The organism is Streptomyces sp. NBC_00388, from assembly GCF_036061255.1.
GTDB lineage: Bacteria > Actinomycetota > Actinomycetes > Streptomycetales > Streptomycetaceae > Streptomyces.
Window position 1 is genome coordinate 1,743,430 of sequence record NZ_CP107948.1, and the last position, 25,750, is coordinate 1,769,179.

Below are 25,750 nucleotides of genomic sequence, written 5' to 3' on the forward strand. Positions count from 1 at the left end.
GATGGAATTCCCGGCAACAGGCCGTCGCGTACTCGTCACCGGTGCCTCCCGCGGCCTCGGCCGCGCCGCCGCCCTCGCTTTCGCCGCCAACGGGGACCGCGTGGCGGTGCACTACGGAACCCGGGAGGACGACGCCCGGAACACCCTCGCGGCGCTCCCCGGCGACGGTCACGTCCTGGCCGGCGGCGACCTCTCGGACCCGGCTGGGGCCGCCGCGGTCGCCGGGCGCGCGGCCGACGGGCTGGGCGGCATCGACGTGCTGGTGAACAACGCCGCCGTGAACGAGCGCCATCCGCTGCCCGGGACCCCGTACGAGGAGTGGGTGGCTCTCTGGCAGCAGCATGTCGCGGTCAATCTGCTCGCCACCGCGCATCTCAGCCATCTGGCCGGGCGCCGCATGATCGACGCCGGGAACGGCGGCCGGATCGTGAACGTCGGGTCGCGCGGCGCGTTCCGCGGGGAGCCCGATCACCCGGCGTACGGCGCGACCAAGGCGGCCGTGCACGCACTCGGCCAGTCGCTCGCCGTCTCCCTCGCCCCGTACGGGATCGGGGTCGCGTCCGTCGCCCCCGGGTTCATCGAGACGGAGCGGGTGGCGGACCGTCTGAGCGGCGCCGGGGGCGAGGCGATCCGGGCACAGTCGCCGTTCGGACGGGTGGCGTCGGCCGACGAGATCGCGGCGGCGGTGCTCTGGCTGGCCTCACCGGCCGCCGAGTGGTCCTCGGGTTCCGTGCTCGACCTCAACGGGGCTTCCTACCTGCGGACTTGAGAGGCCGGCCCGGACAGCGCGGGCGAGCGGCCCGGAGGCCGGCGTGCGAGGGCCTCCGGGGGCGCGGGACGACAGAGCGCCGCCCGCACCCCCGGAGTACGCCCCGGCCGGGATCAGGCCCGCGACCTGGCCTTGAAGGCCGCCTTGCGGGCGTCCTTCGCCGCCTTCCTGTCCGGGTGCAGCCGGCCCATGGCCTCCAGTACCTCGGCGGTCGCCGGGTGCTCCACCCGCCAGGCCGCGTCGAAGAAGCCGCTGTGCTGCCCGGTCAGCCCCTCGACGAGCCCCTGCAGCTCCTCGGCCTCGCCCTCCGCGTCCAGCTGCGCGGCCAGCGTGTCGATGGCCAGCCAGAAGATCATCGACTCCGGCGGCGCGGGCACGCCGGCAGCGCCCCGCTCGGCGAGCCAGACCCGGGCGAGCCCGCCGAGCTGGGCGTCGTCGAGCACCTCGCGGACCTCGTGCTCCGCCGCGTCGCCCGCCACCAGCGAGAGCGCCTGCTGGCAGTGCAGCCTGCGCAGCGGCGCGCCCCGGTCCCCACCCCGCGCCGCCGACAGCAACTCGCGAGCCGCGGCAGCCGGTTCACGGCCGTTGAGCCAGAGCACGGTCTCGGCGCGGGCGGCCCCCTCCGGGAAGTTCGCCAGGGCGTCCAGCAGGGCGCCCGCGTCCTTTTCCGCGAGCTCGCCGACGGCGGGCGCGTCGACGCCCGCGTCCAGCATCCTGGCCCGGACCCCGTACAGGCCGAGCGGGGTGAGGCGCACCATGCCGTACCGCGAGACGTCCTCGTCGTCCACGGGCCGTTCGGGCCCCGCACCCTCCGCGTACTCCGCCTCCTCGGCCATCAGCGCCTCGTCGACCGGCTGGTACTCGACCAGCCCGATCGGTTCGAGCAGGCTGAACTGGTCGTCCAGGCGCATCATCGCCTCCGACACCTGTTCCAGTACGTCGTCGGTGGGCTCGCCCATGTCATCGGGGACGATCATCGAGGCGGCCAGCGCGGGGAGCGGTACCGGGGCGTCCTGCGCGCCGGTCTCCGTCACGGTGAGCAGGTAGAGGTTGCCCAGTACGCCGTCGAGGAACTCCGCCTCCGCCTCGGGGTCCCACTCCAGCTTCCCGAAGTCGATCTCGCCGTCGTCGCCCACCAGGTCGGCGAAGTCGTCGAACTGCGGGGCGATGGCATCGGCGTGCACGGTCTCCAGGCCGTCCAGCCAGAGCGCGAGGATCTCCTGGGGGCTGCCGGAGGTGACCAGCGCCAGGCTCTCACCGGGGGCCGCCGTCCCTTCGGCGTCCTCCGTTTCCGCGGTGCCTTCCGGGTCCTGCGCGTCGACGACGTCGACGAGGCCGGTGTCCACGGCGAGCCGCCAGGCCTCGCTCGCCAGGGCCGCGCCGTCCTCGTCCGCGCCGAGACCGAGCTCCGCCGCCGCCGCGGGCAGCTGCTCGTCGACCAGCTCGCCTCCCGCGCCCACGCGCGTACCGGGCCCGGCCCAGCGCGCCAGCCGGACCGCCCGCGTCAGCAGGGGCGCGGCCAGCGCGTCACGTGCGAGCTCCGCTTCGGAGTTCAGCCGCACCGGCGGCAGGGTGGGGCGGTCTCCGGGCATCGGTGGTTCTCCTCGGGGCTGGGACCGGCCGGCGAGGGCGTACGGTCTGCCGGCATACGGTTCGGGCGCCCCAGCGTAGACGCATTTGAACCCATGCCACCTGGTTCATGTACCCGTCAACCGGTGTCCACCTCCCGACCCTTGACAACTCCCCTCCCCACACAAGAGATTGACGCGCGTAGAACGTAGCCCCGCTCCGCTCCACCCTCACCTCCGGAGTTCCGTAGATGCGCGCTCTTCCCGCTCTTTCCCGCACAAAACCGGCCGCTGTCACGGCCGTCGTCACCGCCGCGCTGGCGGCCGGCCTGCTTGCCGTCAATCCCGCCTCCGCCGGTGCAGCAGAGGTCAGGATCCACGACATCCAGGGCAGGACCCGGCTCTCCCCGCTGGCCGGAAAGGCAGTGGCAGGGGTGCCCGGCATCGTGACGGGGGTGCGGACATCCGGCTCCAGGGGCTTCTGGTTCCAGGACCCGCACCCGGACGCCGACCCCGCGACCAGCGAGGGTGTCTTCGTCTTCACCAGCTCCGCGCCGACCGTCGCCGTGGGTGACGCGGTCACGGTCGCCGGCACGGTCGACGAGTACATACCGGGCGGCGCCGCCTCCGGGAACCAGTCGGTCACCGAGATCGGCAAGCCGGCCGTGACCGTCGGCTCGTCGGGCAACCCGCTGCCCGCCGCGACCGTCCTCGACTCCCGCGGCGTTCCCGGGACTTTCGCCCCTGCGGGCGACAAGGCGGCGGGCGGCAGCATCAACGGTCTCACCCTGAGGCCGGAGAAGTACGCCCTCGACCGCTACGAGTCCCTGGAGGGCATGAACGTCCGGATCGGCACCTCACGGGTCACCGGCGCGACCGACGCCTACGGGGAGCTGTGGGTCACCGTGAAGCCGGGCGAGCGCCCGACGCCGCGCGGCGGCACCCTGTACAACGGTTACCGCTCGCAGAACACCGGACGGCTGATGGTCCAGTCACTGGCCCCCGGCGGCGCCGCGGCGTTCCCGTCGGCGAACGTCGGTGACGCGCTGACCGGCACGACCGAGGGGCCGCTGGACTACAACCAGTACGCCGGTACGTACACCGTGGCCGCCCGGCAGCTGGGCACCCTCAAGGCGGGCCGCACCAAGCCGGAGGTCACCCGCAAACAGCGGAAGGACGAGCTGGCCGTCGCCACGTACAACGTGGAGAACCTGGACCCGACCGACCCGCAGAGCAAGTTCGACAAGCTGGCGGCCGGGATCGTGGACCACCTCTCGTCGCCCGACATCGTGGCCATCGAGGAGGTCCAGGACAACGACGGTGCCAAGAACGACGGGGTCGTGGCCGCCGATGTGACGGTCGGCAAGTTCATCGACGCCATCGTCGCCGCGGGCGGACCGCGCTACGAGTGGCGCTCCATCGACCCGGTCGACCTGGCGGACGGCGGGGAACCCGGCGGCAACATCCGCCAGGGCTTCCTCTACAACCCGGCCCGCGTGGGCTTCACCGAACGCCCCGGCGGCACGGCCACCAACGCGACCGGCGTCACCTCCCGGGGCGGCAAGGCGGCACTGACCTACTCGCCCGGCCGTGTCGACCCGGCCGGCCCCGCGTGGAAGGACAGCCGCAAGCCGCTCGCCGGAGAGTTCACCTTCCGCGGCAGGAAGGTCTTCCTGGTTGCCAACCACTTCTCGTCCAAGGGCGGTGACCAGGCGCTCGACTCCCAGTACCAGCCGCCGTCGCGCAGCTCGGAGACGGCCCGCCACCAGCAGGCCGAGGCCGTGAACACCTTCGTGAAGAAGATCCGTTCGGCACAGCGGGACGCGGAGGTCGTGGTGCTCGGCGACCTCAACGACTTCGAGTTCTCCGACACGGCGAAGATCCTCACCGGCGGCAAGGCGCTGTCGGCGACGGCCTACTCGCTCCCGGCGAACGAGCGGTACTCCTACGTCTACCAGGGCAACTCACAGATCCTGGACCAGATCCTGGTGAGCCCGTCGGTCCGCGACTACCAGCTGGACATCGTCCACATCAACGCCGAGTTCGCCGACCAGAACAGCGACCACGACCCGAGCGTGCTGCGCTTCCGTCCGTAGTACGGAAGGCCGGACACCCCCGCGGCGAGCGGCAGGGTCTCCGGGCGGCCGGCGCACCCCGCGTCCCTGCCCGGAGCGCCCCGCTCCCCGCGGGGCCCCGGATGCCCGGGGCACTTGTGTGCACGGGATAAAGGGGCGCGCCGGGCGGGGCGGGATGCGTGCGAAGATCTGGGTGAAATGAGCCAGCTCCCGGATGCAGTGAGGGCGGGGATGTGACGGTCGGCACGGAGTCGGGCCAGGAGAGCGATGCGCCGGACGCGCGGGACTCGGGCCGCGGCAGGGCAACCAGGGGCACGCAGCGTTCCTTCTGGAAGGAGCTGCCGCTGCTCGTCGTCGTCGCGCTGGTCCTCGCGCTGGTGATCAAGACGTTCCTGCTGCAGGCGTTCTCCATCCCGTCGGACTCCATGCAGAACACCCTGCAGACCGGCGACCGCGTACTGGTCGACAAGCTGACCCCGTGGTTCGGTGCGGAGCCGCACCGCGGCGAGGTCATCGTCTTCCACGATCCGGACGGCTGGCTGGCGGACGAGCCTGCCGCCACGCCCAACGTGGTCCAGAAGGGGCTCGGCTTCATCGGGCTGATGCCGTCCGCCAACGAGAAGGACCTGATCAAGCGGGTCATCGGGGTCGGCGGTGACACGGTGGAGTGCAAGGGCACAGGCCCGGTCAAGGTGAACGGCAAGGCCCTGGACGAGCCGTATGTCTTCCCCGGCAACACGGCGTGCAGCACGGACCCGCAGGGCCAGTTCAAGGTCAAGGTGCCCAAGGGCCACCTCTGGGTCATGGGCGACCACCGGCAGTACTCGGCCGACTCCCGCTACCACCAGGACAAGAAGGGCGGGGGCTCGGTACCGGTGAAGGACGTCGTGGGCCGCGCCGAGGTGATCGCCTGGCCGCTCGACCGGCTGAACAACCTGCCCGTTCCCGGGACCTTCGGCCGGCCGGGCCTGAGCGCGGCGGCGGCGTCCGCCCCCGGCGCGGCGGGCCTGATGGGCGCCGTGCCGCTGGTGCTGTGGCGCAGGCGCAGGCGCGCCCCGCTGCCGACCCGGCAGCCGTCGGACACACCGGACGCTCCCTAAGGGCTGTCCCGTAATCCCCGGCGGGCGCACGACGACAGCTACGGCGCCTCGCCGCGTTGTCGGAACGCCCGAATACATCCAGTATGCGAGCGTCCCTCCGCCTTGCGATGCACCGCATCTGACGCCCCGCGCTGATCCACCAGGGATTACGGGACAGCCCTTAGACCGATCGATTCCAGGGGGCTGAGTGGTCGCAGGCGGTCAGGGCTCGCGTGACCGGTCGGTCCCCGTGCGAGCGCACCTGATGTACCGCACCCGCGTCACCGACCGGTCGAGCCGTCGATCTGCTCGCGCAGGATGTCCGCGTGACCGGCGTGCCTGGCGGTCTCCTCGATCATGTGGACCAGCACCCAGCGCATCGAAGGCGGCGGAGTCTCGCGCAGCGAGCGGGCGCCGGGACGGTCCAGGTCGGTGCAGGCGAGGGCGGCCTCGTTGGCCCGGGCGACAGCCTCGCGGTAGGCGTCTGTCACGTCCGGCGCGGTGCCCTCGGCGGACACCGCCCCCTCGTCGTCCCAGCGCTCGCGGTCGGCGCCGGAGTAGGCCCAGACGAACCAGTTGAGCTCGACGGCCGTCAGGTGCTTGAGCAGCTGGAGCAGGCTGGTCCCTGAAGGGACGCCGGCCGTGCGGACCGCCGGCTCCGGGACGCCGGCCGCCTTCGCGAGGATGGACTCGCGCAGGTAGTCCAGGCAGGTCAGGAGGGTGGTCTTCTCGTCGGCGTTCAGGCCGGGGGGCCGGAGATCGGGGCGGGGCTCCACACTCGTCATGGCGGAACCGTAGACGACCGGACAAGCCGCCGGTGGCCGTACGCGGTCAGCGATCGCATGACGGGTTGCCCGCCGTGCCCGGTGGGCCGGATGGCGGCGGCCGGCGCGAGTACTCGCTTCGCACGACAGGCCGTGCCCCACGGCTCCGGCCACCCCGATCCGGTGAACCGTCCCGGTGACAGCCGAAGCGGCCGGCGGGGCCGCGGAGCCGTAATCCGGACGGCCCTTCCGGGTGGCCCGGCGCCGGGTCTCGCGATCCAGTGGATCCGGCGGCCCGCTCCGGGCCGGCCACCAGAGCCGCCCGCCCGGCGGCCGACCGGAGGAGCCCCCCATGAGGAGCAGCATCAGTACAGCGGCTGCCGTAGCCGCGGCCGGACTGTTCGCAGTGGCAGTCACCGGATGTGCCGGCGGATCGAAGGCCCAGGTCAGCGGAGCCGGGTCCTCGCCGTCGAGCAGCATGACCGAGTCGAGCAGCCCGTCGGCGACGGCCTCGGTGCGGACGGTCATGGTCAAGAAGACCCCGCTCGGCAAGATCCTCGTCAATGGGAAGGGCCGGACGCTCTACCTCTTCGAGGCGGACAAGACCTCCAAGTCGACCTGCACGGGTGCCTGCGCCAAGGCTTGGCCGCCGCTGCTGGCCAAGAACACGCCGACCGCGGGCAGCGAGGTGCAGACCAAGCTGCTGAGCACATCGCCCCGGAGCACGGGCGGCAAGCAGGTCACCTACAAGGGCCACCCGCTCTACACGTTCCTGGGCGACCACAACAAGGCCGGTCAGACCAACGGCCAGGGCCTCACCCAGTTCGGGGCCAAGTGGTACGTCGTGGGTCCCGACGGCAAGAAGATCACCGCGCAGCCGAAGGCCAGCAGCTCGCCTTCGAGCAGTTCGAGCAGTTCACCGTCGAGCAGCTCCAGCAGCGGCTCGGGCTACTGATCCGCCGCCCGTCCTTCGGGCCACTGTTCAGCGCTGCTGTGCATTGACCCGGAGCAGAACTAAGTAGACCTTCACTCTCTGCTGAGGCAAGACTTCCGTCATGACCCCTTCCCGGCCCTTCGGGCGTGCGCTCTGCGCAATGATCACACCGTTCAGCGCTGCCGGTGAGCTCGATCTGCAGGGCGCACAGCGGCTCGCCGCGCACTTGGTCGACGCGGGGTGCGACGGGCTCGTTCTCAGCGGCACCACCGGGGAGTCCCCGACCACCACGGACGCCGAGAAGACCGCACTGGTACGGGCGGTGGCGGAGGCCGTCGGTGACCGCGCGCACATCGTGGCGGGGGTGGGCAGCCCCGCCACGCGGCACACCGTCGAGCTGGCGCGGGCGGCCGAGAGCGCCGGCGCCGACGGCCTGCTGGTGGTGACGCCCTACTACAGCCGCCCGCCGCAGGAGGCCGTGGAGGCCCACTTCCGCACGGTCGCCGACGCCACGGCCCTGCCGGTGATGCTCTACGACATTCCCGGCCGCACCGGCACCCGGATCGGGACCGAGACGCTGTTGCGGCTGTCCGGACACCCGCGCATCGCGGCCGTGAAGGACTGCGCCTATGACCTGCTGGGCACCACGAAGGTCATCTCCCGTACCGGGCTGGCCTGTTACTCGGGCTGCGAGGAGCTGAACCTCCCGCTGTACGCGGTGGGGGGCTCGGGCTTCGTCAGTACGGTCGCGAACGTGGCACCGCGACAGCTGCGGGCGGTGCTCGACGCGCACGACGCACCGGACCCCGCCGGGGCCGCACGGCTCAACGGGCTCAACGCCCCCTTGGTCGAGCTGATGATGGCGTCCGGCCTGCCGGGCACGGTCACCGCGAAGACCCTGCTCGGCGCTGCCGGGCTGCCGTCCGGACCGGTTCGCGGACCACTGCTGCCCGCCGGCCGCGATGCGGCCGACGGGCTGCGGAGGGCGTACACGGAGCTGCTCGCCGCCGGGTGAGACGGGGCCGCCGGCGGCGGCGCGGGCTCAGTTGTGGCTGTGCAGGATCTCGTTGAGGCCGCCCCAGACCGCGTTGTTCGGGCGGGCCTCGACCGTGCCGGTGACCGAGTTGCGGCGGTAGAGGATGTTCGACGCGCCGGAGAGCTCACGGGCCTTGACGACCTGGCCGTCGGGCATGGTGACGCGGGTGCCCGCGGTGACGTAGAGCCCCGCCTCGACGACGCACTCGTCCCCGAGCGCGATCCCGACACCCGCCTCGGCACCGACCAGGCAGCGCTCGCCGACGGTGATGCGGACGTTGCCGCCGCCGGAGAGGGTGCCCATGGTCGAGGCGCCGCCGCCGATGTCGGAGCCGTTGCCGACCACGACGCCCGCGGAGATGCGGCCCTCGACCATGGAGGTGCCGAGCGTGCCCGCGTTGAAGTTGACGAAGCCCTCGTGCATGACGGTCGTCCCGTCGGCGAGGTGCGCGCCGAGACGGACCCGGTCGGCGTCGGCGATACGGACGCCCTTGGGCAGGACGTAGTCCGTCATCCGCGGGAACTTGTCGATCGAGGTGACCTGGAGGTGCAGGCCCTCGGCGCGGGCGTTCAGCCGCACCTTCTCGATGTCGTCCACGGCGACCGGGCCCAGCGAGGTCCACGCGACGTTGGCGAGCAGGCCGAACATGCCGTCCAGGCTCTGCCCGTGCGGCTGGACCAGCCGGTGCGAGAGCAGGTGCAGCCGCAGGTACGCGTCGTGGGCGTCCAGCGGCTTGTCGTCGAGCGAGGCGATGACCGTACGGACGGCGACGACCTCGACGCCGCGGCGCGGGTCGGGGCCCAGCGCCTTCGGGGCGGCCTCGCCCAGCAGCTCCGCGGCGCGCTCGGCGGAGAGCCGCTCGGTGCCCGCGGGGCCGGGCTCGGCGGTGAGACCGGGGGCGGGGAACCAGGTGTCGAGAACGGTGCCGTCGGCGGCGATCGTGGCAAGTCCGGCGGCCACGGCGCCGGTGGAGCGGGCAGGGGTCTGCGAGAGGGTGTCGGTCATGACCAAAACCTAACCGGCCGGACGCCTCACCTGCGAACCGGTCTCGACCGCCGGCCACCGCCCGGTCACAGGACGGGTCGCGCACCCGGCGCGCGCCGCGTCTCGCGGGGGCGCATCGGGCCGCGTGCGCCTGCCGGGCACACACGGCCCGATACGCCCCTGAGGGCTGTCCCTTAATCCCTGGTGGATCAGCGCGGGGCGTCAGATGCGGTGCATCGCAAGGCGGAGGGGCGCTCGCATACTGGATGTATTCGGGCGTTCCGACAACGCGGCGAGGCGCCGTAGCTGTCGTCGTGCGCCCGCCGGGGATTACGGGACAGCCCTTAGCCGCCCGCCTGGCCCGGGTCGCCGGGGCCCGTGGCGTCCCGGCCCCCGATGATCCGGGCGAACGCCTCCCGCACCTCGTCCGGCTCGAACGCCCTTCCCGTCAGCAGGAGTTGGATCAGCAGCCCGTCGATCAGTGCGACCAGTGCGCGGGCCGTGGCTGCGTCGCCTGCGACGTGCGGCCGGACGACCTCCACGCAGGCGTCCAGCCACTCCGCCGCGACGGGCCGCAGCGCGTCGCGGCGCAGCGCGGCGAGATACAGCTCGTACTCCAGCCGCACCCGGCTCCGGTCCCCCGAGACGAGCCGCCCGAGCAGGGCGGTGAGCCGGCCGGCGAGCCCGCTCCCCGGCTCACCGAGTGCCCGCGCCCATCCGTCGACCCCGGTCCGCGGCTCGTCGGTGACCTTCCGCAACGCGGCGACCAGCAGTTCGTCGAGCGTGGCGAAGTGGTACGTCGTCGAGCCGAGCGGCACATCCGCCTCCGCGGCGACCGAGCGGTGGCTCAGACCGGTGATGCCGTGGTCGCCGGTGACCCGGATCGCCGCGTCGATGATCCGGTCCCGGCGGCCCGGGTCGTAGCGCCGGGCCATCAGTGCGAGCCGCCCAGATTGAGCAGCACGACCCCGCCGATGACCAGGGCGATCCCGGCGAGCTTCGCCGCACTCATCGACTCCCCCAGAAAGAGCATGCCGATGGCCGCGATGGCGGCGGTGCCGCTGCCGGCCCAGATCGCGTAGGCGGTCCCCACCGACAGGGACTTCAGCACCTGCGCCAGCAGGACGAAGGCGAGCACGTATCCGGCGCCGGTCGCCAGCGAGGGCCACAGCCGGCTGAACCCGTCGCTGTACTTCATGGCGGTGGTCCCGCCGACCTCTGCGGCGATGGCCGCGGCAAGCAGTACGTAGGGCATGCGTACGACCGTACACATCAAGGAGGGGCTACGGTGTGCGGTCCAGTGGAATCCGGTACGGAATTCCCGGCGGGCGACGCACAGGACGGAGCGAGCGGTGGCACAGGACTCGGGGTGGGCAGGGGCGCACGGAGGCGCGCCGTACGGGGGGCCCGCGGGGTGGGGGCCGCCGGGGTGGGGAGCCCCCGGGCCGCCCCCGGCACCCAAGCCGGGGGTGATACCCCTGCGGCCGTTGCAGGTCAGCGACATCCTCGGCGGCGCAGTCTCCACGGTCGGCCGCCACTGGAAGCAGCTGGTCGGCGTGGCGGCGGCGGTCTACGGCGGCGCCGCTGCCATCGTGGCGGCGGCGCTCGCGATTCTGTACGCGTCGCTCTCCGGCCGGATCGACGAGATCGTCCACGCGACGGCGCCGTCCGACGTCGGCTGGGACGAAGCCGGCCCCCTGGTGCTGGCGTTCTTCGGGGTGCTCCTGGCCGCCGGACTGCTGAACATGGTCTGCACGGCCATGGTCCACGCGACCTGCGCGACCGTGCTGCAGGAGGCGGTACTCGGCCGGCCCGCGACCTTCCGGGCCGTCTGGCGGCGGGCCTGGGCCCGGGTCCTCCCGGTGATCGGCACCGTACTGCTGACCGGGCTGATCGTCCTCGTACCGCTGCTGCTGATCGCGGGGGGCGCGGTCGCGGTCGTCATCGCCGCGGTCAGTGCGGACAACCCGGCCGTCGCGATCGTGGCCGGCGTGCTCGGAGGGCTGGCACTGCTGCCGGCGGCCGCCTGGCTCTGGGTGCGCTACTGCCTGGCTCCGGCGGCCGTGGTCTTCGAGCGCCAGGGCCCGCTCGGCGCACTGCGCAGGTCGGCCCTGCTGGTACGCGGCGCCTGGTGGCGGGTCTGCGGCATCTCACTGCTGGCGCTGGCGATCGGCGCCACGGCGGGCTCCTTCATCCAGCTCCCGTTCACCATGCTCGGGACGTTCCACAACCTGACGCTCCACTCGGAGAACGGCGCCGAACCGGACATCGCGCAGCTGCTGGCCGGCGCCTCCGGCTATCTGGCCGTGTCCCTGCTGGGCCAGACACTCAGCCAGATCGTGTCGGTGACCTTTCCGCAGCTGGTGACCGGTCTGCTCTACGTCGACCGGCGGATGCGCCGGGAGGATCTGGCCCCGGCGCTCATCGGGGCTGCCGCGGCGGAGCCCGCCGCGGCAGCCGCGGGAGGGCACCCGCCGGACGTCACTTCCCCACGGTGAACCAGGTGGCGCGGGACTTCTTCCACTCGTCGTGGGTGAGGTCCTTCGCCTCCGTGCCGTCCCCGTAGAGGTCGGCGGATCCGTCGTCGGTGATGAGCTGGGCGCGCGCCCCGGTGGCGTTCAGATCGGGGACCTCCACCACGGACTCCCAGCCGCCCGGGTCACTGGTCGGCAGGTCGGCCCGCTTCACGGGGGCGTGCCCGGCGACACCGTCCCAGGAGTAGAGGGCGTACGGATCGGAGTTGTCGTCGGCGGCCCAGGAGCCGGCGACGATCAGATACTGGTCGGCCGCGTTCTTCCGGATGTCCCGGATGGCGAGCCCGCCGAGGTCCAGCTCGATTGGCGTGCCGAAGGTGGCCTTCTTGCCGGTGACCACCTGGTCGATGTCGGTGACCGGCACGATCAGCGCCTTGCCGCCGCTCTTGGGCGGCACCAGCGGGGCACGGAAGCCGAGGTAGGCCGTGGTGGACGAGCCGGGCGCGAACTCCAGGCCCTCGATGTTGAATCCGTCGATCCGCTTGGGGACCTGACCGTCCTCGGTACCCGCGGCGAATCCGTAGCGGTTGCCGTTGGCCTTGTCCCAGGAGACCAGGTCGTCACGGAGCTTCGCGTACGAGCCGCCGAGTGACAGCTGGGTCGAGGCCCCGGAGCCGGTGACCTCGGTGGTGAAGATCCGGTTGCGGTCGGACTTGTACTCGCCGTCCTTGTTGTTGCCCAGCGAGCCCGTCCAGTAGACCGTGTCGCCGACCCGGGCGGCGGCCTCGATGTCCATCTCCTTCGCGACGCCGAGCGCGTCGCTGAAGTCCCAGGTCCGCACCGGCGCTCCGGACGCCGAACCGTCGTACAGACGCAGGGTGTTGGACTCGTCGTCAGCGACCACCACATAGCCGCCGCCGACCGGGACGGCGGCCGAGGCGTCGGACGATCCGGTGAAGTAGCGGGTGTCCGCGCTGTGCTGCACCGCGGCCGAGGCCGCGTAGTGCAGGGTCTTGGTGGCGCTCTTGCCGCCGAGCCCGGTGACCTTGAGGGTGAGGTCGGTGTAGCCCTGCGCTCGGGCACCGACCGTCACCCGCCGGGTCGCGCCGGTGCCCGTGACGGAGACGTCGCCGGTTCCGGCGACCGAGGACGTGGAACTGGCCGACGCGGCCACGGTCAGCGCCGAGGCGTCCGCGCCGCTCTGTGCCACGGTGACGGTGATGGCCGGGTCGCCGGTGGCACCGACCGCGCCGGAGAGATAGGACGCCGAGAGAGAGACCGTGGGCGTTCCGTAACCCGCCGCGTGCGCGGGGGCGTTGACGCCGGTGAGGGCCAGGGAGACAAGTCCGCTCGCGGCGGCGACCGCTCCGGCGGTCCTGCGGCGGAACGGCATGGCGGGGATCTGCACGGGGACCCTCTCGTCGGGGGGATCGCGGTGGGGTGTCGTCGACGAGAAGGCTCCGGCCTCGGCGCCAACGGGGCGCGGACACCGTACGTACGGAACGCGAACAGCACAATACGGCCCCGGTGCACGGAGCACCGGGGCCGTAGGGGCACGTACCGGGACGAGCGGACGGGCAGGGAGCGGTCAGACGTTGAAGCCGAGCGCGCGCAGCTGCTCGCGGCCGTCGTCAGTGATCTTGTCCGGGCCCCACGGCGGCATCCAGACCCAGTTGATCTTCAGCTCGTTGACGATGCCCTCGGTGGCCGACTTCGCCTGGTCCTCGATGACATCGGTCAGCGGGCAGGCCGCGGACGTCAGCGTCATGTCCAGCGTGGCGATGTTGGCGTCGTCCACGTGGATGCCGTAGATCAGCCCGAGGTTGACCACGTCGATCCCCAGCTCGGGGTCGACCACGTCGTACAGCGCCTCGCGGACCTCCTCCTCGGAGGCCGGCTTCATCGTGGCGGTCTCGTTCTCACTCATGCGGTCTTCCCTTCGGACAGCGCCTGCGCCGTCGCGTCCTTCCACGCCATCCAGCTCAGCAGCGCGCACTTGACGCGCGCCGGGTACTTCGAGACACCGGCGAACGCGACGGCGTCCTCCAGCACCTCCTCCATCGCGTCGTCCGGCTCGATCTGGCCCCTGGACTGCATCAGCTCCAGGAAGGTCTCCTGGATCTTCCGGGCGTCGCCCAGTTCCTTGCCGACCAGCAGTTCGTTCATCACGGACGCACTGGCCTGGCTGATGGAGCAGCCCTGGCCCTCGTACGACACATCCGCGACGTGGTCGCCCTCGTACCGCACACGCAGCGTGATCTCGTCGCCGCACGTCGGATTGACGTGGTGCACCTCGGCGTCGCCCTCGCGGAGACCGCGCCCGTGCGGGTGCTTGTAGTGGTCCAGGATCACTTCCTGGTACATCGAATCCAGCTTCACGATCCAGTCCCTACCCGATGTCCTCGTCCGTGCCGGGCCTGACCGGCCGGGCCTGTCTCTAGCCGAAGAAGTTCCGTACGTGCTCCAGCCCGTCCGCCAGCGCATCGACCTCGTCCGGCGTGGAGTACAGATAGAACGACGCTCGCGTCGTCGCAGGAATTCCGTACCGCAGGCAGACCGGCCGTGCGCAGTGGTGACCCACGCGGACCGCGATGCCTTCCTCGTCGAGGACCTGGCCCACGTCGTGCGGGTGGATGTCGCCGAGCGTGAAGGAGATCGTCGCGCCGCGGTCCAGGGCCGTGGACGGTCCGATGAACCGCAGGTCCGGGATCTCGGCGAGACGCTTCATCGCGTACTCGGTGAGCGCGTGCTCATGCGCGGCGATCTTGTCCATGCCGATCGCGGAGAGGTAGTCCACGGCCGCGCCGAGGCCGACGGCCTGGGCGATCGGGGGCGTACCCGCCTCGAACTTGTGCGGTGCGGGGGCGTACGTCGAGGAGTGCATCGACACGGTCTCGATCATCTCGCCGCCGCCGAGGAACGGCGGGAGGTCCTCAAGGAGCTCCTGGCGGCCCCAGAGGACACCGATCCCCGTCGGACCGACCATCTTGTGGCCGGTGAAGGCCACGAAGTCGGCCTGCAGCGCCTGGACGTCCAGCACCATGTGCGGCGCGGCCTGGGAGGCGTCGATGCAGACCAGCGCACCGACCTCCTGGGCGCGCCGGATGATCGCCTCGACCGGGTTGACCGTGCCCATCAGGTTGGAGACCAGCGTGAAGGAGACGATCTTCGTCTTCTCGGTGATGATCTCCTCGACGTTGGACAGGTCGAGGCGGCCGTCGTCGGTGAGGCCGAACCACTTCAGCTTCGCGCCGGTGCGCTGCGAGAGCAGCTGCCACGGCACGATGTTGGAGTGGTGCTCCATCTCCGTGATGACGATCTCGGTCTCGTGGTCGACCCGGTAGGGCTCGTCGGCCCAGCCGAGCATGTTGGCCACGAGGTTGAGCGACTCGGAGGCGTTCTTGGTGAAGATCACCTCGTCGCGGCTCGGCGCGTTGATGAAGGCGGCGACCTTGTCGCGGGCGCCCTCGTACAGCGCCGTGGCCTCCTCGGCGAGCACGTGCACGCCGCGGTGGACGTTGGCGTTGTGCTGCTCGTAGTACTCGTTCAGCGCGTCGAGGACCTGGCGCGGCTTCTGCGAGGTCGCCGCGTTGTCCAGGTAAACGATCTTCTTCCCGTCGTGGACCACACGATCCAGCAGGGGGAAGTCCTTGCGGATCGCGTCGGTGTCCAGGAGGCCCGGCAGCTGTGTCACGCGACGTCCTCCTCCGGGTTCGCTCCGCTCACGGTGCCAACCTTCGTGTATGCCTCGTAGCCCTCGTTCTCCAGCTTGTCGGCGAGCTCCGGGCCGCCGGACTCGGCGATCCGGCCGTTCGCGAAGACGTGCACGAAGTCGGGCTTGATGTAGCGCAGGATGCGCGTGTAGTGGGTGATCAGCAGGGTGCCGACCTCGCCGCCCTCGCGGACGCGGTTGACGCCGTCGGAGACCTGGCGCAGCGCGTCGACGTCCAGACCGGAGTCCGTCTCGTCGAGGATCGCGATCTTCGGCTTGAGCAGCTCCAGCTGGAGGATCTCGTGGCGCTTCTTCTCACCGCCGGAGAAGCCCTCGTTGACGTTGCGCTCGGCGAAGGCCGGGTCCATCTGGAGGGTCTCCATGGCCGTCTTGACCTCCTTCACCCAGGTACGGAGCTTCGGCGCCTCGCCGCGGATGGCGGTGGCCGACGTACGCAGGAAGTTGGAGACGGAGACGCCGGGGACCTCGACCGGGTACTGCATGGCGAGGAAGACGCCGGCGCGGGCCCGCTCGTCGACGGTCATCTCCAGCACGTCCTCACCGTCGAGGGTGACGGTGCCGCTGGTGATCGTGTACTTGGGGTGCCCCGCGAGGGAGTACGCCAGCGTCGACTTGCCGGAGCCGTTCGGGCCCATGATGGCGTGGGTCTCGCCCTGCTTCACGGTCAGGTCGACGCCCTTGAGGATCTCCTTCGTACCGTTCTCGGTTTCGACGGAGACGTGCAGGTCGCGGATTTCAAGCGTTGCCATGGGTGACTCAGGACTCCTGGGATACGGAGACGAGCACATCGTCCCCTTCGATCTTTACGGGGTAAACGGGGACCGGGCGCGTCGCGGGAAGGCCGGACGGCTTGCCGGTGCGGAGGTCGAAGCTGGAACCGTGCAGCCAGCACTCGATGGTGCAGTCCTCGACCTCGCCCTCGGAGAGGGAGACGTTCGCATGCGAGCAGATGTCGTTGATCGCGAACACCTCCCCTTCCGTGCGGACCACGGACACCGGCGTGCCGTCGAGTTCCACCCGCTTCGGGGTGTCCTCCTCCAGCTCGCTCAGCGCACAGGCCCTGACGAAGGCGGCCATCAGACGGCTGCCTGCAGCTCGGCGTCGATCTTGTCGAGCAGGCGCTCCTCGACGTCCGGCAGACCGATCTGCTGGACCAGCTCGGCGAAGAAGCCGCGGACCACCAGACGGCGGGCCTCGGACTCGGGGATACCACGCGACTGCAGGTAGAAGAGCTGCGAGTCGTCGAAGCGGCCCGTGGCCGACGCGTGACCCGCGCCCGCGATCTCGCCGGTCTCGATCTCCAGGTTCGGGACCGAGTCGACCCGCGCGCCGTCGGTGAGGACGAGGTTGCGGTTGAGCTCGTACGAGTCGGTGCCCTCGGCGGCGACCCTGATCAGGACGTCACCGATCCACACGGCGTGCGCGTCCTGGCCCTGGAGGGCGCCCTTGTAGGCCACGTTCGACCTGCAGTGGGGCGCGTTGTGGTCGACCAGGAGACGGTGCTCCTGGTGCTGGCCGGCGTCGGTGAAGTACAGGCCGAGGAGCTCGGCCTCGCCGCCGGGACCCGCGTACTGCACGCGCGGGTGGAGGCGTACGACGTCGCCGCCGAAGGTGACGACGACCGACTTGAGCGAGGCGTCCCTGCCCACCAGCGCGTTGTGCTGTGCCACGTGGACGGCGCCGGGCTCCCAGTCCTGCACGGAGACGACGGTCAGCTTCGCGCCGTCGCCCAGGATGTAGTCGACGTTCGCCGCGAGCACCGCGTCACCGGTGTGGTCGATGACCACGAGGGCCTCGGCGAAGGCGCCGAGCTCGATGACCTGGTGGCCGTAGGCGACACCGCCGGCGCCTCGCACGGCGATCCGGATGGGCTCGCTGAGCACGGTCTCCTTGGGGACCGAGACGACCGAGGCCTTCTCGAAGGAGGAGTACGCCTGGGCGGCGACCCGGTCCACCGGGGCGCCGGCCCGGCCGATGCGCGCGTCGTCACGGCCGACGGTCTCGATGCTGACGCCCTCGGGGGCGGACACCTCGATCTCGACACCGGAGCCGGTCGCGACGGCGGTGCCGTCGTGCAGGCCCCTGAGCCGCTCCAGCGGAGTGAACCGCCACTCCTCCTCACGGCCGTTCGGGACGGGGAAGTCCGCGACGTCGAAGGACGGGGGGGCGCTCATACGGGTGGCGACGGTGGACTCGGCAGCCACCGCGATGGACCCGGCCGTGGTGGAACCCGCAGCGGGGGGTCCCCCCTGGACCGGAGCCTCTCGCAGGTCCTTGGGGGAATTCTGAGCCTCAGCCATGGCTGTCGTCGTGCTCGCTTTCTGGTGGAAACGTCTGGGTCGGGCGACGGGGGCGGGCGGCTGCTAGCCGACCGAGCCCTCCATCTGCAGCTCGATCAGCCGGTTGAGCTCCAGGGCGTACTCCATGGGGAGTTCCTTGGCAATCGGCTCGACGAAGCCGCGCACGATCATCGCCATCGCCTCGAACTCCGTCATACCGCGGCTCATCAGGTAGAAGAGCTGGTCGTCGGAGACCTTGGAGACGGTTGCCTCGTGGCCCATGGACACGTCGTCCTCACGGACGTCCACATAGGGGTACGTGTCCGAGCGGGAGATGGTGTCGACGAGCAGCGCGTCACAGAGGACGTTCGACTTGGAGCCCTCGGCGCCCTCGCCGATCTCGATCAGACCGCGGTAGGAGGTACGGCCGCCGCCTCGCGCCACCGACTTGGAGACGATGTTGGAGGAGGTGTTCGGAGCCATGTGGACCATCTTGGCGCCGGCGTCCTGGTGCTGGCCCTCGCCCGCGAAGGCGATCGACAGCGTCTCACCCTTGGCGTGCTCGCCCATCAGGTAGACGGCCGGGTACTTCATGGTCACCTTGGAGCCGATGTTGCCGTCGACCCACTCCATGGTCGCGCCCTCGTACGCCACGGCACGCTTGGTGACGAGGTTGTAGACGTTGTTCGACCAGTTCTGGATCGTCGTGTAGCGGCAGCGGCCGCCCTTCTTCACGATGATCTCCACGACGGCGCTGTGCAGCGAGTCGGACGAGTAGATCGGGGCGGTGCAGCCCTCGACGTAGTGGACGTAGGCGTCCTCGTCGACGATGATCAGCGTCCGCTCGAACTGGCCCATGTTCTCCGTGTTGATACGGAAGTAGGCCTGGAGCGGGATCTCGACGTGCACACCCTTCGGCACGTAGATGAAGGAACCGCCGGACCACACGGCCGAGTTCAGCGAGGCGAACTTGTTGTCGCCGACCGGGATGACCGTGCCGAAGTACTCCTGGAAGAGCTCCGGGTGCTCCTTCAGCGCGGTGTCGGTGTCCATGAAGATGACACCCTGCGCCTCCAGCTCCTCGTTGATCTGGTGGTACACGACCTCGGACTCGTACTGGGCGGCGACACCCGCGACGAGGCGCTGCTTCTCCGCCTCGGGGATGCCGAGCTTGTCGTACGTCTTCTTGATGTCCTCCGGCAGCTCCTCCCAGGACGCCGCCTGCTTCTCGGTGGACCGCACGAAGTACTTGATGTTCTCGAAGTCGATGCCCGACAGGTCGGATCCCCAGCTGGGCATGGGCTTCTTGCCGAAGAGCTTGAGGCCCTTGAGACGCAGCTTCAGCATCCACTCCGGCTCGTTCTTCTTCGCCGAGATGTCGCGGACGACAGCTTCGGACAGGCCTCGCTTGGCCGCGGCGCCTGCCACGTCGGAGTCGGCCCAGCCGAATTCGTACGTGCCCAGGCCCTCGAGTTCGGGGTGGACAGTCTCCGTGGGGAGAGTCATGCGGGGTTCCTCCCGGCCGTGCTGGCGGATGCTGAGTCGTTTACCTGATGGGCTTGATGGGCGGTCTTGGGAATGAACGTCGTGCACACGCCGTCGCCGTGGGCGATGGTGGCCAGACGCTGCACATGGGTCCCGAGCAGGCGGGAGAAGACCTCGGTCTCCGCCTCGCACAGCTGCGGGTACTGCTCGGCGACATGAGCCACCGGGCAGTGGTGCTGGCAGAGCTGCTCGCCGACCGGTGCGCTTCGCGCCGTAGCAGCGTACCCGTCGGTGGTCAATGCCCTGGCGAGAGCCTCCGTGCGGTCCTCCGGCGCGGCGGCTTCGACGGCCTCGCGGTACGCCTCCGCCTGGGTGGCGAGCCGGTCGCGGGCGAAGGCCATGACTTCCTCGCCGCCCGAGCGCCGGGCGATCCAGCGCAGCGCGTCGGCGGCGAGCTGGTCGTAGGACTGGTCGAAGGCGTCACGGCCGCACTCGGTGAGCGCGAAGACCTTGGCGGGGCGGCCCCGGGTCCTGGCGCCGTACACCCGCTGTTCGCGGGCCACGACGACGTCGTCGGTGACCAGGGCGTCGAGATGGCGGCGGACGGCCGCCGGGGTGAGCCGGAGACGTCCCGCGAGCTCGGTGACGGTGGACGGGCCGTGGTCCAGGATGGAGCGCGCGACCCGGGTGCGGGTGGACCGCTCACCGGTCGCGAGTTCCTCCTGCGGAGCCTCGCCGACGTTTTTCACAACGCCATTGTTGCGTAATTCATCGGCCCGCGACAAGTAAAGACCCGGAACCCCTGCGGTGGCCTCGATCACTTAGGGTCACCTAAACAGTGCCGGATGCCTGTTCCCCCACGGCCTCCGCCCCCTGTACGATCCGCGCCCCGCCCGCTTCGTAGACTCCCCCGTATGAGTACAGATCCCGCCGTTGAGGTCCGCGGCCTCGTCAAGCGGTACGGCACCAAGACCGCTGTGGACGGCCTGGACCTCACGGTCGGGACGGGCACCGTGACCGCCGTACTCGGACCCAACGGCGCAGGCAAGACCACCACTGTCGAGACCTGCGAGGGCTACCGCCGCGCGGACGGCGGCACCGTCCGGGTCCTCGGTCTCGACCCGGTGGCCGACGCGGCGCGGCTGCGTCCCCGGATCGGTGTGATGCTCCAGTCGGGCGGTGTCTACTCGGGCGCCCGCGCCGGCGAGATGCTCCGCCACACGGCGAAACTGCACGCGCACCCGCTCGACGTCGACGCGCTGATCGAGCGGCTCGGCCTCGCGGGCTGCGGCCGCACCACCTACCGCAGACTCTCCGGCGGGCAGCAGCAGCGGCTGGCCCTGGCGATGGCCGTCGTGGGCCGCCCCGAGCTGGTCTTCCTCGACGAGCCGACCGCCGGCCTCGACCCGCAGGCGCGCAGGTCCACCTGGGATCTCGTACGGGAGCTGCGCGCGGACGGGGTGACGACGGTCCTCACCACCCACTTCATGGACGAGGCCGAGCAGCTCGCCGACGAGGTGGCGATCATCGACGCGGGCCGGGCCGTCGCGCAGGGAACACCCGAGGAGCTCTGCCGGGGCGGCGCCGAGAACACTCTCCGCTTCGGGGGGCGTCCGGGGCTCGACGTCGGCTCCCTGCTGAAGGCGCTCCCGGACGGCTCGGCGGCCACCGAGCTGATCCCGGGCAGCTACCGGATCACCGGTACGGTCGACCCCCAGCTGCTCGCCACCGTCACCTCCTGGTGCGCCCAGCACGGTGTGCTGCCGGACCGCATCTCGGTGGAGCGCCACACCCTCGAAGACGTCTTCCTGGAAATGACCGGCAAGGAGCTGCGCGCATGAGCGCCGGTACGTACACCCCGCAGCCGGGGGCCGCCCCGCTGTCCCGCATGATCGCCGCGCAGACCGTGTTCGAGACGAAGATGCTGCTGCGCAACGGCGAGCAGCTGCTGCTGACCGTGATCATCCCTTCGCTGCTGCTGGTCCTCTTCTCGGCGGTCGACATCGTCGACACCGGGGCGGGCAGGCCGGTGGACTTCCTGGCGCCGGGCATCCTCGCGCTGGCCGTGATGTCGACGGCCTTCACCGGGCAGGCGATCGCGACCGGGTTCGAGCGCAGGTACGGGGTGCTCAAGCGGCTCGGCGCCTCACCGCTCCCCCGCTGGGCGCTGATGACCTCCAAGACCCTCTCCGTGATCGTCACCGAGGTCCTGCAGATCGTCCTGCTGACCGTGATCGCGCTCCTGCTGGGCTGGTCGCCGCACGGGAACCCGTTCGCCGTCCTCCTGCTGCTGGTCATCGGTACGGCCGCCTTCTCGGGGCTGGGCCTGCTCATGGCGGGGACCCTCAAGGCGGAGGCCACGCTGGCCGCGGCCAACCTGGTCTTCCTGCTGCTGCTGGTCGGCGGTGGCGTGATCGTGCCGATGGACAAGTTCCCCGGTGGCGTCAGGTCCGTGCTGGAGCTGCTGCCGGTCTCCGCACTCTCGGACGGCCTGCGGGACGTCCTGCAGCACGGCGCGTCGATGCCCTGGGGCGACCTGGGCATCCTCGCGGTGTGGGCGGTGCTCGGGCTGGGAGCGGCCGCCCGTTTCTTCCGCTGGGAGTAGCCGCGCGGCGGGGGCCGCTCCCGCGCCGGGCCGCCCGGCAGGTCCGGTTCGCCCGGTCCGGCGGGAAAGCGCCCCCTCGTGAAAGTACGCACAAGCGCCCGGCCTACGATGTCCCCGTGCCAAAACTGACCCGCGCCGAAGCTGTTGGCGCCGTGCGCAATCCGCTCGCCTTCATCGCCGAACGCTGGACCCCGGACCCCCGGACCGTCCGGCGCGCGGCGCTCGTCGCCCTGGTGATGACGGTGGTCATCGTCGTGACCGGCGGCGCGGTCAGGCTGACCAGCTCCGGGCTCGGCTGCCCGACCTGGCCCAAGTGCACCGACCAGAGCCTCACGGCGACCAGCGAGATGGGCTTCCACGGCGCCATCGAGTTCTCCAACCGGATGCTCACGTACGTGCTGTGCGCGGCGGTCGGCTGGGCGATCATCGCGGCCCGCTCGGCCAAGCCGAGGCGCCGCTCGGTGACCCGGCTCGGCTGGGCGCAGTTCTGGGTGGTCATGGGCAACGCGGTGCTGGGCGGCGTCGTGGTGCTGGTCGGCCTCAACCCGTACACGGTGGCCGCACACTTCCTGCTGTCCACCGCGCTGATCTCGGTCGCCGTGGTGACCTGGCAGCGGGTGCGCGAGGGCGACGAGGCGCCGAGGCCCCTGGTGGGCAAGGCGGTCGTCCAGCTGACCTGGCTGCTCGTCGTGGCCGCGGGCGCCCTGATCGCCGTCGGCACGGTCGTCTCGGGAGCGGGCCGGCACGCGGGCGACTCCAGCGAGGTGGAGCGCATCCCGGTGGACTGGTCGATGATCGCGCAGCTGCACGCCGACTTCGCCTGGGTCGTGGTGGCGCTCACCGCGGCGCTCTGGTTCGTCCTCAAGGCGGTGGACGCGCCGGCCGGACCGCTGCACCGGGCCCGTGACCTCTTCCTGATCCTGCTGGCCCAGGGCGTGATCGGCTACGTCCAGTACTTCACCCACACCCCCGAGATCCTGGTCGGGCTGCACATGTTCGGCGCGACGCTGGTGTGGATCGGTGTGATGCGGGTGCTGCTCTCGCTCCGCGAGCGGCCCGCCGCCGGTGCGCAGATCCCGGCACAGTCCGGGGACTCGGCGCTCACCACCGTCTGAGGCCTGTCCCGTGGTCGTGGTCCCCGGTCGATCGGCGCGCGGCGCCGGATGCGGTACCTCGCAAGGCGGAGAGGCGTTCGCATACCGGATGCATCCGGGCGTTCCGGCAACACGGCGATGTGCCGTAACTGTCGTCGTGCGCCCGCCACGGATCACGGACAGCCCTCAGGCCTTGCCGGGTTCTTCGAGACCGTAGACGCGGCGGGCGTTGCCCGCCGCGATCATTCCGGCGACCCGGGTGGCGTCCGTACGCGACCAGGCGCCGTCGGCGACCCAGCCGCCCAGCGCCCGGCCCAGCGCCTCCCGGAACACCCGCGCACGCACCACATGCAGCTCGGGCAGGGCCCGGGCGCCACTGGAGAACAGCAGCTTCCCGAACGGCGCGAGCTCCAGGATCTCCGCGAGCACGGTGGCGGCCCGCGCCCCCGTGTGCGCGAGGGCGGGCCCCAGGTCGGCGTACACATGCGGGTGGACACTCGCCAGGTGCGCGGCCTGCCGGTGGTACGGGTGCCCGTGCAGCAGTACCAGGTCGGTGCCGAGCCCGGTCGCCGCGACGATGAAGGCCTCCAGCTGCAGCGGGTCACCGGCCCCGAGATGCAGCTGGAGGGGGCGGCCGGACGCGACGGCGTTCCACAGCAGATGGCGCAGGAGCACCGGGTCGGTGAGTCTCCCGCCGACCTGGCGGTCCGCGAGCCAGCGCCCCGCGGCGCCGCGCACCTCACCGGCGCCGGGCGGGTCGGGCTCCAGGGCGGGCCCGTGCCGTACGGGGGCGACCGAGCTGAAGGCCACAGCGGATCCGGCCGCCCCGTGCACCGCCTCGGCCAGGTTCGCGAGAAACGACTCGACGGTGCCCGACGTGTCGGCGACCTGCTCGGCGAGGAGTTCGAGCCGGACGATCTCGTGGGCGTCGGCGCCGCCTGCCGCCGCGATCTCGGCGGGCCCCGTGAGGTCGCCCGGAAGTCCGGTGTCCACCAGATACGTGGTGATCCCGCTGGAGCGCAGCAGCCGTCTGCCCACCTCCAGGACGCCCAGCTCGCGCCGGCGGGCGAGGTAGCGCGCGGGGGCGCAGTGCGGTTCGAGTCCGAGCAGCGGCGGGCACCAGCGGCGCACGGCGAAGCCGGTCTGGGTGTCGAAGAAGGTGGTGCCGGGGGCGGGCGGGCCGGGATTCCTGCCGAGGTGCGCCTCGAACGTGCCGAGACCGAGCTCGGTGCGGAGCACGCCGTGGCAGAACTGGTCCACCAGGCAGGGTGTCTCGATCATCCGGGCCTCCGGTTCGGGCTGTCCTCTCCAGCCCTAACGGGGAAACCCGCCCCCAGGTGTTGCCCTCAGCCGGCCGCGGCGGCTCCGGAGCCGCCGAGCTGGATACCGGCCATCCGCTTCCACTCGTAAGGACCGGTGCGGACCTTGGCCGCGAGGTCGCCGTCGAAGGACTCGTGGACGGTGACCCCGGCCTGCTCGGCAGCGCTCTGCGCCATGGCGTACGACGGCGCGACCAGGTCTCCCCAGCTGCCGTCCTCGCCCACCAGCACGATGCGCGCCCCGCGCTCGCCGATGTACGCGAGCTGCGCCTCAGCGCCGCCGTGTGCCCGGCCGAAGGACTGGATCTGCCGGGCGAGCCTCGCCGTCTTCCGTTCGGCTCCGGCGTCCCGCTTCTCGTCAACCTGCGTCTCTGCCATGGCGGCATGCTACTAGCGGGTAGCACAACGCGCGACGGGCAGGTGCGTGGCGTGAGCCACTGCGCCTGCCCGTCGCGGGGGTATCGCTAGCGCAGGAAGGGGTCCACCGCGACGGCCACGAAGAGCAGCGACACATAGGTGATCGACCAGTGGAAGAGCCGCATCTCCTTGAGCTTGGCGCCCGTGACGCCGCTCTTGGCCCGGCTCCGCAGCGCGTGCGCCTCCCGCAGCCAGAAGGCGCCGGAGAGCACAGCCACCACCGTGTAGAACCAGCCCGTGTAACCGAGCGGGGTCAGCAGCAGCGAGACCACGACCATCGCCCAGCTGTAGATGACGATCTGCTTGGCCACGACCTGGTTGGTCGCGATGACCGGCAGCATCGGGACCCCGACGCGCGCGTAGTCGTCCTTGACCCGCATCGACAGCGGCCAGTAGTGGGGCGGCGTCCAGAAGAACATCACCAGGAAGAGGATGACCGGGGCCCACGACATGGAGTCCGTGACCGAGGACCAGCCGATGAGCACGGGCATACAGCCCGCGATGCCGCCCCAGACGATGTTCTGCGAGGTCCGGCGCTTGAGGATCATCGTGTAGACGACGACATAGAAGAGGAGCGCGCCCAGCGAGAGGGCCGCGGAGAGCCAGTTGACGAGCAGCCCGAACCAGAGCGTGGAGAACGTGGCCAGCGCGAAGGCGAAGATCAGGCACTCGCGCGGCGACACCATGCCCGTGACCAGTGGACGCTGCGACGTGCGGTCCATCAGCGCGTCGATGTCGCGGTCGATGTACATGTTGAACGCGTTGGCGCCGCCGGCGGAGAGATAACCGCCGAAGCAGGTCGCCAGCACCAGCCACAGATTGGGCACGCCCTGCTTCGCGAGGAACATCACCGGCACGGTGGTGATCAGCAGCAGTTCGATGATCCGCGGCTTTGTCAGCGCCACAAAAGCCCTGACGCGGGCCCCGAATGGCCGATGGGCCCCCGGGCTGGGAGTCAGGACGACCCCTGCGGGTCGGGACTCGACGGCCGTCACGTACACCCCTGACAGAGAATTTCCCAGCAAGTTCCGGCCGTGAAGAGCCGGTAAAGACTTGCGCGTACCACGCCACTCTAGACGTTGCCCATACGTCGCCATCCCCGGGGGTGCGGTCGTGTTGGGCCCCTTGTTCCGGG

Annotated in this window: 26 protein-coding genes; 9 read left to right on the forward strand and 17 right to left on the reverse strand. The window is 71.0% G+C overall.

The features are described 5' to 3' along the window. The first annotated feature begins 1 nt into the window (after position 1). Positions 2-769, forward strand: a complete 768-nt coding sequence (locus OG917_RS08045) for an SDR family NAD(P)-dependent oxidoreductase (RefSeq protein ID WP_328316856.1) — start codon at positions 2-4, stop codon at positions 767-769. A gap of 113 nt (positions 770-882) precedes the next feature. Here OG917_RS08045 and OG917_RS08050 read toward each other — a convergent pair whose 3' ends face one another. Beyond that, positions 883-2,361, reverse strand: coding sequence for a hypothetical protein (locus tag OG917_RS08050; RefSeq protein ID WP_328316857.1), 1,479 nt, complete (start codon positions 2,359-2,361; stop codon positions 883-885). A 227-nt stretch (positions 2,362-2,588) separates the two neighbouring features. Here OG917_RS08050 and OG917_RS08055 point away from each other — a divergent pair, with 227 nt between their 5' ends. Both OG917_RS08055 and lepB read left to right on the forward strand, forming a co-directional pair. Continuing rightward, the gene (locus OG917_RS08055; RefSeq protein WP_328316858.1) at positions 2,589-4,433 is read left to right on the forward strand and encodes an endonuclease/exonuclease/phosphatase family protein; all 1,845 of its coding nucleotides are present in this window, start codon (positions 2,589-2,591) and stop codon (positions 4,431-4,433) included. A gap of 212 nt (positions 4,434-4,645) precedes the next feature. Further along, positions 4,646-5,512, forward strand: coding sequence for a signal peptidase I (gene lepB / locus OG917_RS08060; RefSeq protein ID WP_328316859.1), 867 nt, complete (start codon positions 4,646-4,648; stop codon positions 5,510-5,512). 260 nt (positions 5,513-5,772) lie between these two features. Here lepB and OG917_RS08065 read toward each other — a convergent pair whose 3' ends face one another. Beyond that, positions 5,773-6,276, reverse strand: a complete 504-nt coding sequence (locus OG917_RS08065; protein ID WP_328316860.1) for a DinB family protein — start codon at positions 6,274-6,276, stop codon at positions 5,773-5,775. A 331-nt stretch (positions 6,277-6,607) separates the two neighbouring features. On the opposite strand from OG917_RS08065, the gene OG917_RS08070 reads away from it, so the two are divergent. Both OG917_RS08070 and dapA read left to right on the forward strand, forming a co-directional pair. Further along, positions 6,608-7,210 carry a COG4315 family predicted lipoprotein gene (locus OG917_RS08070; RefSeq protein WP_328316861.1) on the forward strand — a complete coding sequence of 201 codons (603 nt, stop codon included), beginning with the start codon at positions 6,608-6,610 and terminating at the stop codon, positions 7,208-7,210. Positions 7,211-7,310: 100 nt separating this feature from the next. Beyond that, on the forward strand, positions 7,311-8,204 hold the full coding sequence (gene dapA / locus OG917_RS08075; RefSeq protein WP_328316862.1) for a 4-hydroxy-tetrahydrodipicolinate synthase: 894 nt from the start codon (positions 7,311-7,313) through the stop codon (positions 8,202-8,204). A 27-nt stretch (positions 8,205-8,231) separates the two neighbouring features. Here the strand turns inward: dapA and dapD are convergent, their stop codons facing one another. The 3 genes from dapD to OG917_RS08090 form a co-directional block, all read right to left on the reverse strand. After that, a complete protein-coding gene (gene dapD, locus OG917_RS08080) occupies positions 8,232-9,230 on the reverse strand; it encodes a 2,3,4,5-tetrahydropyridine-2,6-dicarboxylate N-succinyltransferase (protein ID WP_328316863.1) in 999 nt (332 codons plus the stop codon). Between the two features lie 323 nt (positions 9,231-9,553). After that, complete coding sequence (locus OG917_RS08085) at positions 9,554-10,144, reverse strand: TetR/AcrR family transcriptional regulator (RefSeq protein ID WP_328316864.1); 591 nt, start codon at positions 10,142-10,144, stop codon at positions 9,554-9,556. Beyond that, positions 10,144-10,464: a DMT family transporter gene (locus tag OG917_RS08090; RefSeq protein ID WP_328316865.1), complete on the reverse strand. Its 321-nt coding sequence runs from the start codon at positions 10,462-10,464 to the stop codon at positions 10,144-10,146. The genes OG917_RS08085 and OG917_RS08090 overlap by 1 nt, the downstream gene beginning before the upstream one ends. A gap of 232 nt (positions 10,465-10,696) precedes the next feature. Here OG917_RS08090 and OG917_RS08095 point away from each other — a divergent pair, with 232 nt between their 5' ends. Beyond that, the gene (locus OG917_RS08095; protein ID WP_328316866.1) at positions 10,697-11,707 is read left to right on the forward strand and encodes a DUF7847 domain-containing protein; all 1,011 of its coding nucleotides are present in this window, start codon (positions 10,697-10,699) and stop codon (positions 11,705-11,707) included. On the opposite strand, the gene OG917_RS08100 is transcribed toward OG917_RS08095, so the two are convergent. The 9 genes from OG917_RS08100 to OG917_RS08140 all read right to left on the reverse strand — a co-directional run bounded on the left by OG917_RS08100 (position 11,691) and on the right by OG917_RS08140 (position 19,929). After that, a complete protein-coding gene (locus tag OG917_RS08100) occupies positions 11,691-13,091 on the reverse strand; it encodes a hypothetical protein (protein WP_443058921.1) in 1,401 nt (466 codons plus the stop codon). The two genes, OG917_RS08095 and OG917_RS08100, sit on opposite strands and share 17 nt — an antisense overlap. 180 nt (positions 13,092-13,271) lie before the next feature. Further along, positions 13,272-13,610, reverse strand: a complete 339-nt coding sequence (locus OG917_RS08105) for a metal-sulfur cluster assembly factor (protein WP_327298283.1) — start codon at positions 13,608-13,610, stop codon at positions 13,272-13,274. Then, positions 13,607-14,062: a Fe-S cluster assembly sulfur transfer protein SufU gene (sufU, locus tag OG917_RS08110; protein WP_328316867.1), complete on the reverse strand. Its 456-nt coding sequence runs from the start codon at positions 14,060-14,062 to the stop codon at positions 13,607-13,609. Before sufU ends, OG917_RS08105 begins: the two co-directional genes overlap by 4 nt. 58 nt (positions 14,063-14,120) lie before the next feature. After that, a complete protein-coding gene (locus OG917_RS08115) occupies positions 14,121-15,377 on the reverse strand; it encodes a cysteine desulfurase (protein WP_328316868.1) in 1,257 nt (418 codons plus the stop codon). Further along, a complete protein-coding gene (gene sufC / locus OG917_RS08120; protein ID WP_328316869.1) occupies positions 15,374-16,165 on the reverse strand; it encodes a Fe-S cluster assembly ATPase SufC in 792 nt (263 codons plus the stop codon). The genes OG917_RS08115 and sufC overlap by 4 nt, the downstream gene beginning before the upstream one ends. Positions 16,166-16,172: 7 nt before the next feature. After that, on the reverse strand, positions 16,173-16,493 hold the full coding sequence (locus OG917_RS08125) for a bifunctional 3-phenylpropionate/cinnamic acid dioxygenase ferredoxin subunit (RefSeq protein WP_328316870.1): 321 nt from the start codon (positions 16,491-16,493) through the stop codon (positions 16,173-16,175). Further along, a complete protein-coding gene (sufD, locus tag OG917_RS08130) occupies positions 16,493-17,716 on the reverse strand; it encodes a Fe-S cluster assembly protein SufD (RefSeq protein ID WP_443058922.1) in 1,224 nt (407 codons plus the stop codon). Before sufD ends, OG917_RS08125 begins: the two co-directional genes overlap by 1 nt. A 63-nt stretch (positions 17,717-17,779) precedes the next feature. Next, positions 17,780-19,201 (reverse strand): Fe-S cluster assembly protein SufB, encoded by a 1,422-nt coding sequence (sufB, locus tag OG917_RS08135; protein WP_328316871.1) that lies wholly within the window; start codon positions 19,199-19,201, stop codon positions 17,780-17,782. Then, a complete protein-coding gene (locus tag OG917_RS08140; protein WP_328316872.1) occupies positions 19,198-19,929 on the reverse strand; it encodes a helix-turn-helix transcriptional regulator in 732 nt (243 codons plus the stop codon). Before OG917_RS08140 ends, sufB begins: the two co-directional genes overlap by 4 nt. A gap of 165 nt (positions 19,930-20,094) precedes the next feature. On the opposite strand from OG917_RS08140, the gene OG917_RS08145 reads away from it, so the two are divergent. From OG917_RS08145 to OG917_RS08155, 3 genes are all read left to right on the forward strand, one after another. Then, entirely contained in the window at positions 20,095-21,021 is a 927-nt protein-coding gene (locus OG917_RS08145) for an ABC transporter ATP-binding protein (RefSeq protein WP_328316873.1), read from the forward strand. Next, on the forward strand, positions 21,018-21,785 hold the full coding sequence (locus OG917_RS08150) for an ABC transporter permease (protein ID WP_328316874.1): 768 nt from the start codon (positions 21,018-21,020) through the stop codon (positions 21,783-21,785). Before OG917_RS08145 ends, OG917_RS08150 begins: the two co-directional genes overlap by 4 nt. A gap of 116 nt (positions 21,786-21,901) precedes the next feature. After that, positions 21,902-22,900, forward strand: a complete 999-nt coding sequence (locus tag OG917_RS08155) for a COX15/CtaA family protein (protein ID WP_328316875.1) — start codon at positions 21,902-21,904, stop codon at positions 22,898-22,900. A gap of 165 nt (positions 22,901-23,065) precedes the next feature. Here the strand turns inward: OG917_RS08155 and OG917_RS08160 are convergent, their stop codons facing one another. The 3 genes from OG917_RS08160 to OG917_RS08170 form a co-directional block, all read right to left on the reverse strand. Beyond that, positions 23,066-24,160, reverse strand: coding sequence for an amidohydrolase family protein (locus tag OG917_RS08160; protein ID WP_328316876.1), 1,095 nt, complete (start codon positions 24,158-24,160; stop codon positions 23,066-23,068). A gap of 65 nt (positions 24,161-24,225) precedes the next feature. Further along, positions 24,226-24,576, reverse strand: a complete 351-nt coding sequence (locus OG917_RS08165; RefSeq protein ID WP_328316877.1) for a hypothetical protein — start codon at positions 24,574-24,576, stop codon at positions 24,226-24,228. 86 nt (positions 24,577-24,662) lie between these two features. Beyond that, positions 24,663-25,616 (reverse strand): heme o synthase, encoded by a 954-nt coding sequence (locus OG917_RS08170; protein WP_443058923.1) that lies wholly within the window; start codon positions 25,614-25,616, stop codon positions 24,663-24,665. Positions 25,617-25,750: the final 134 nt, after the last annotated feature.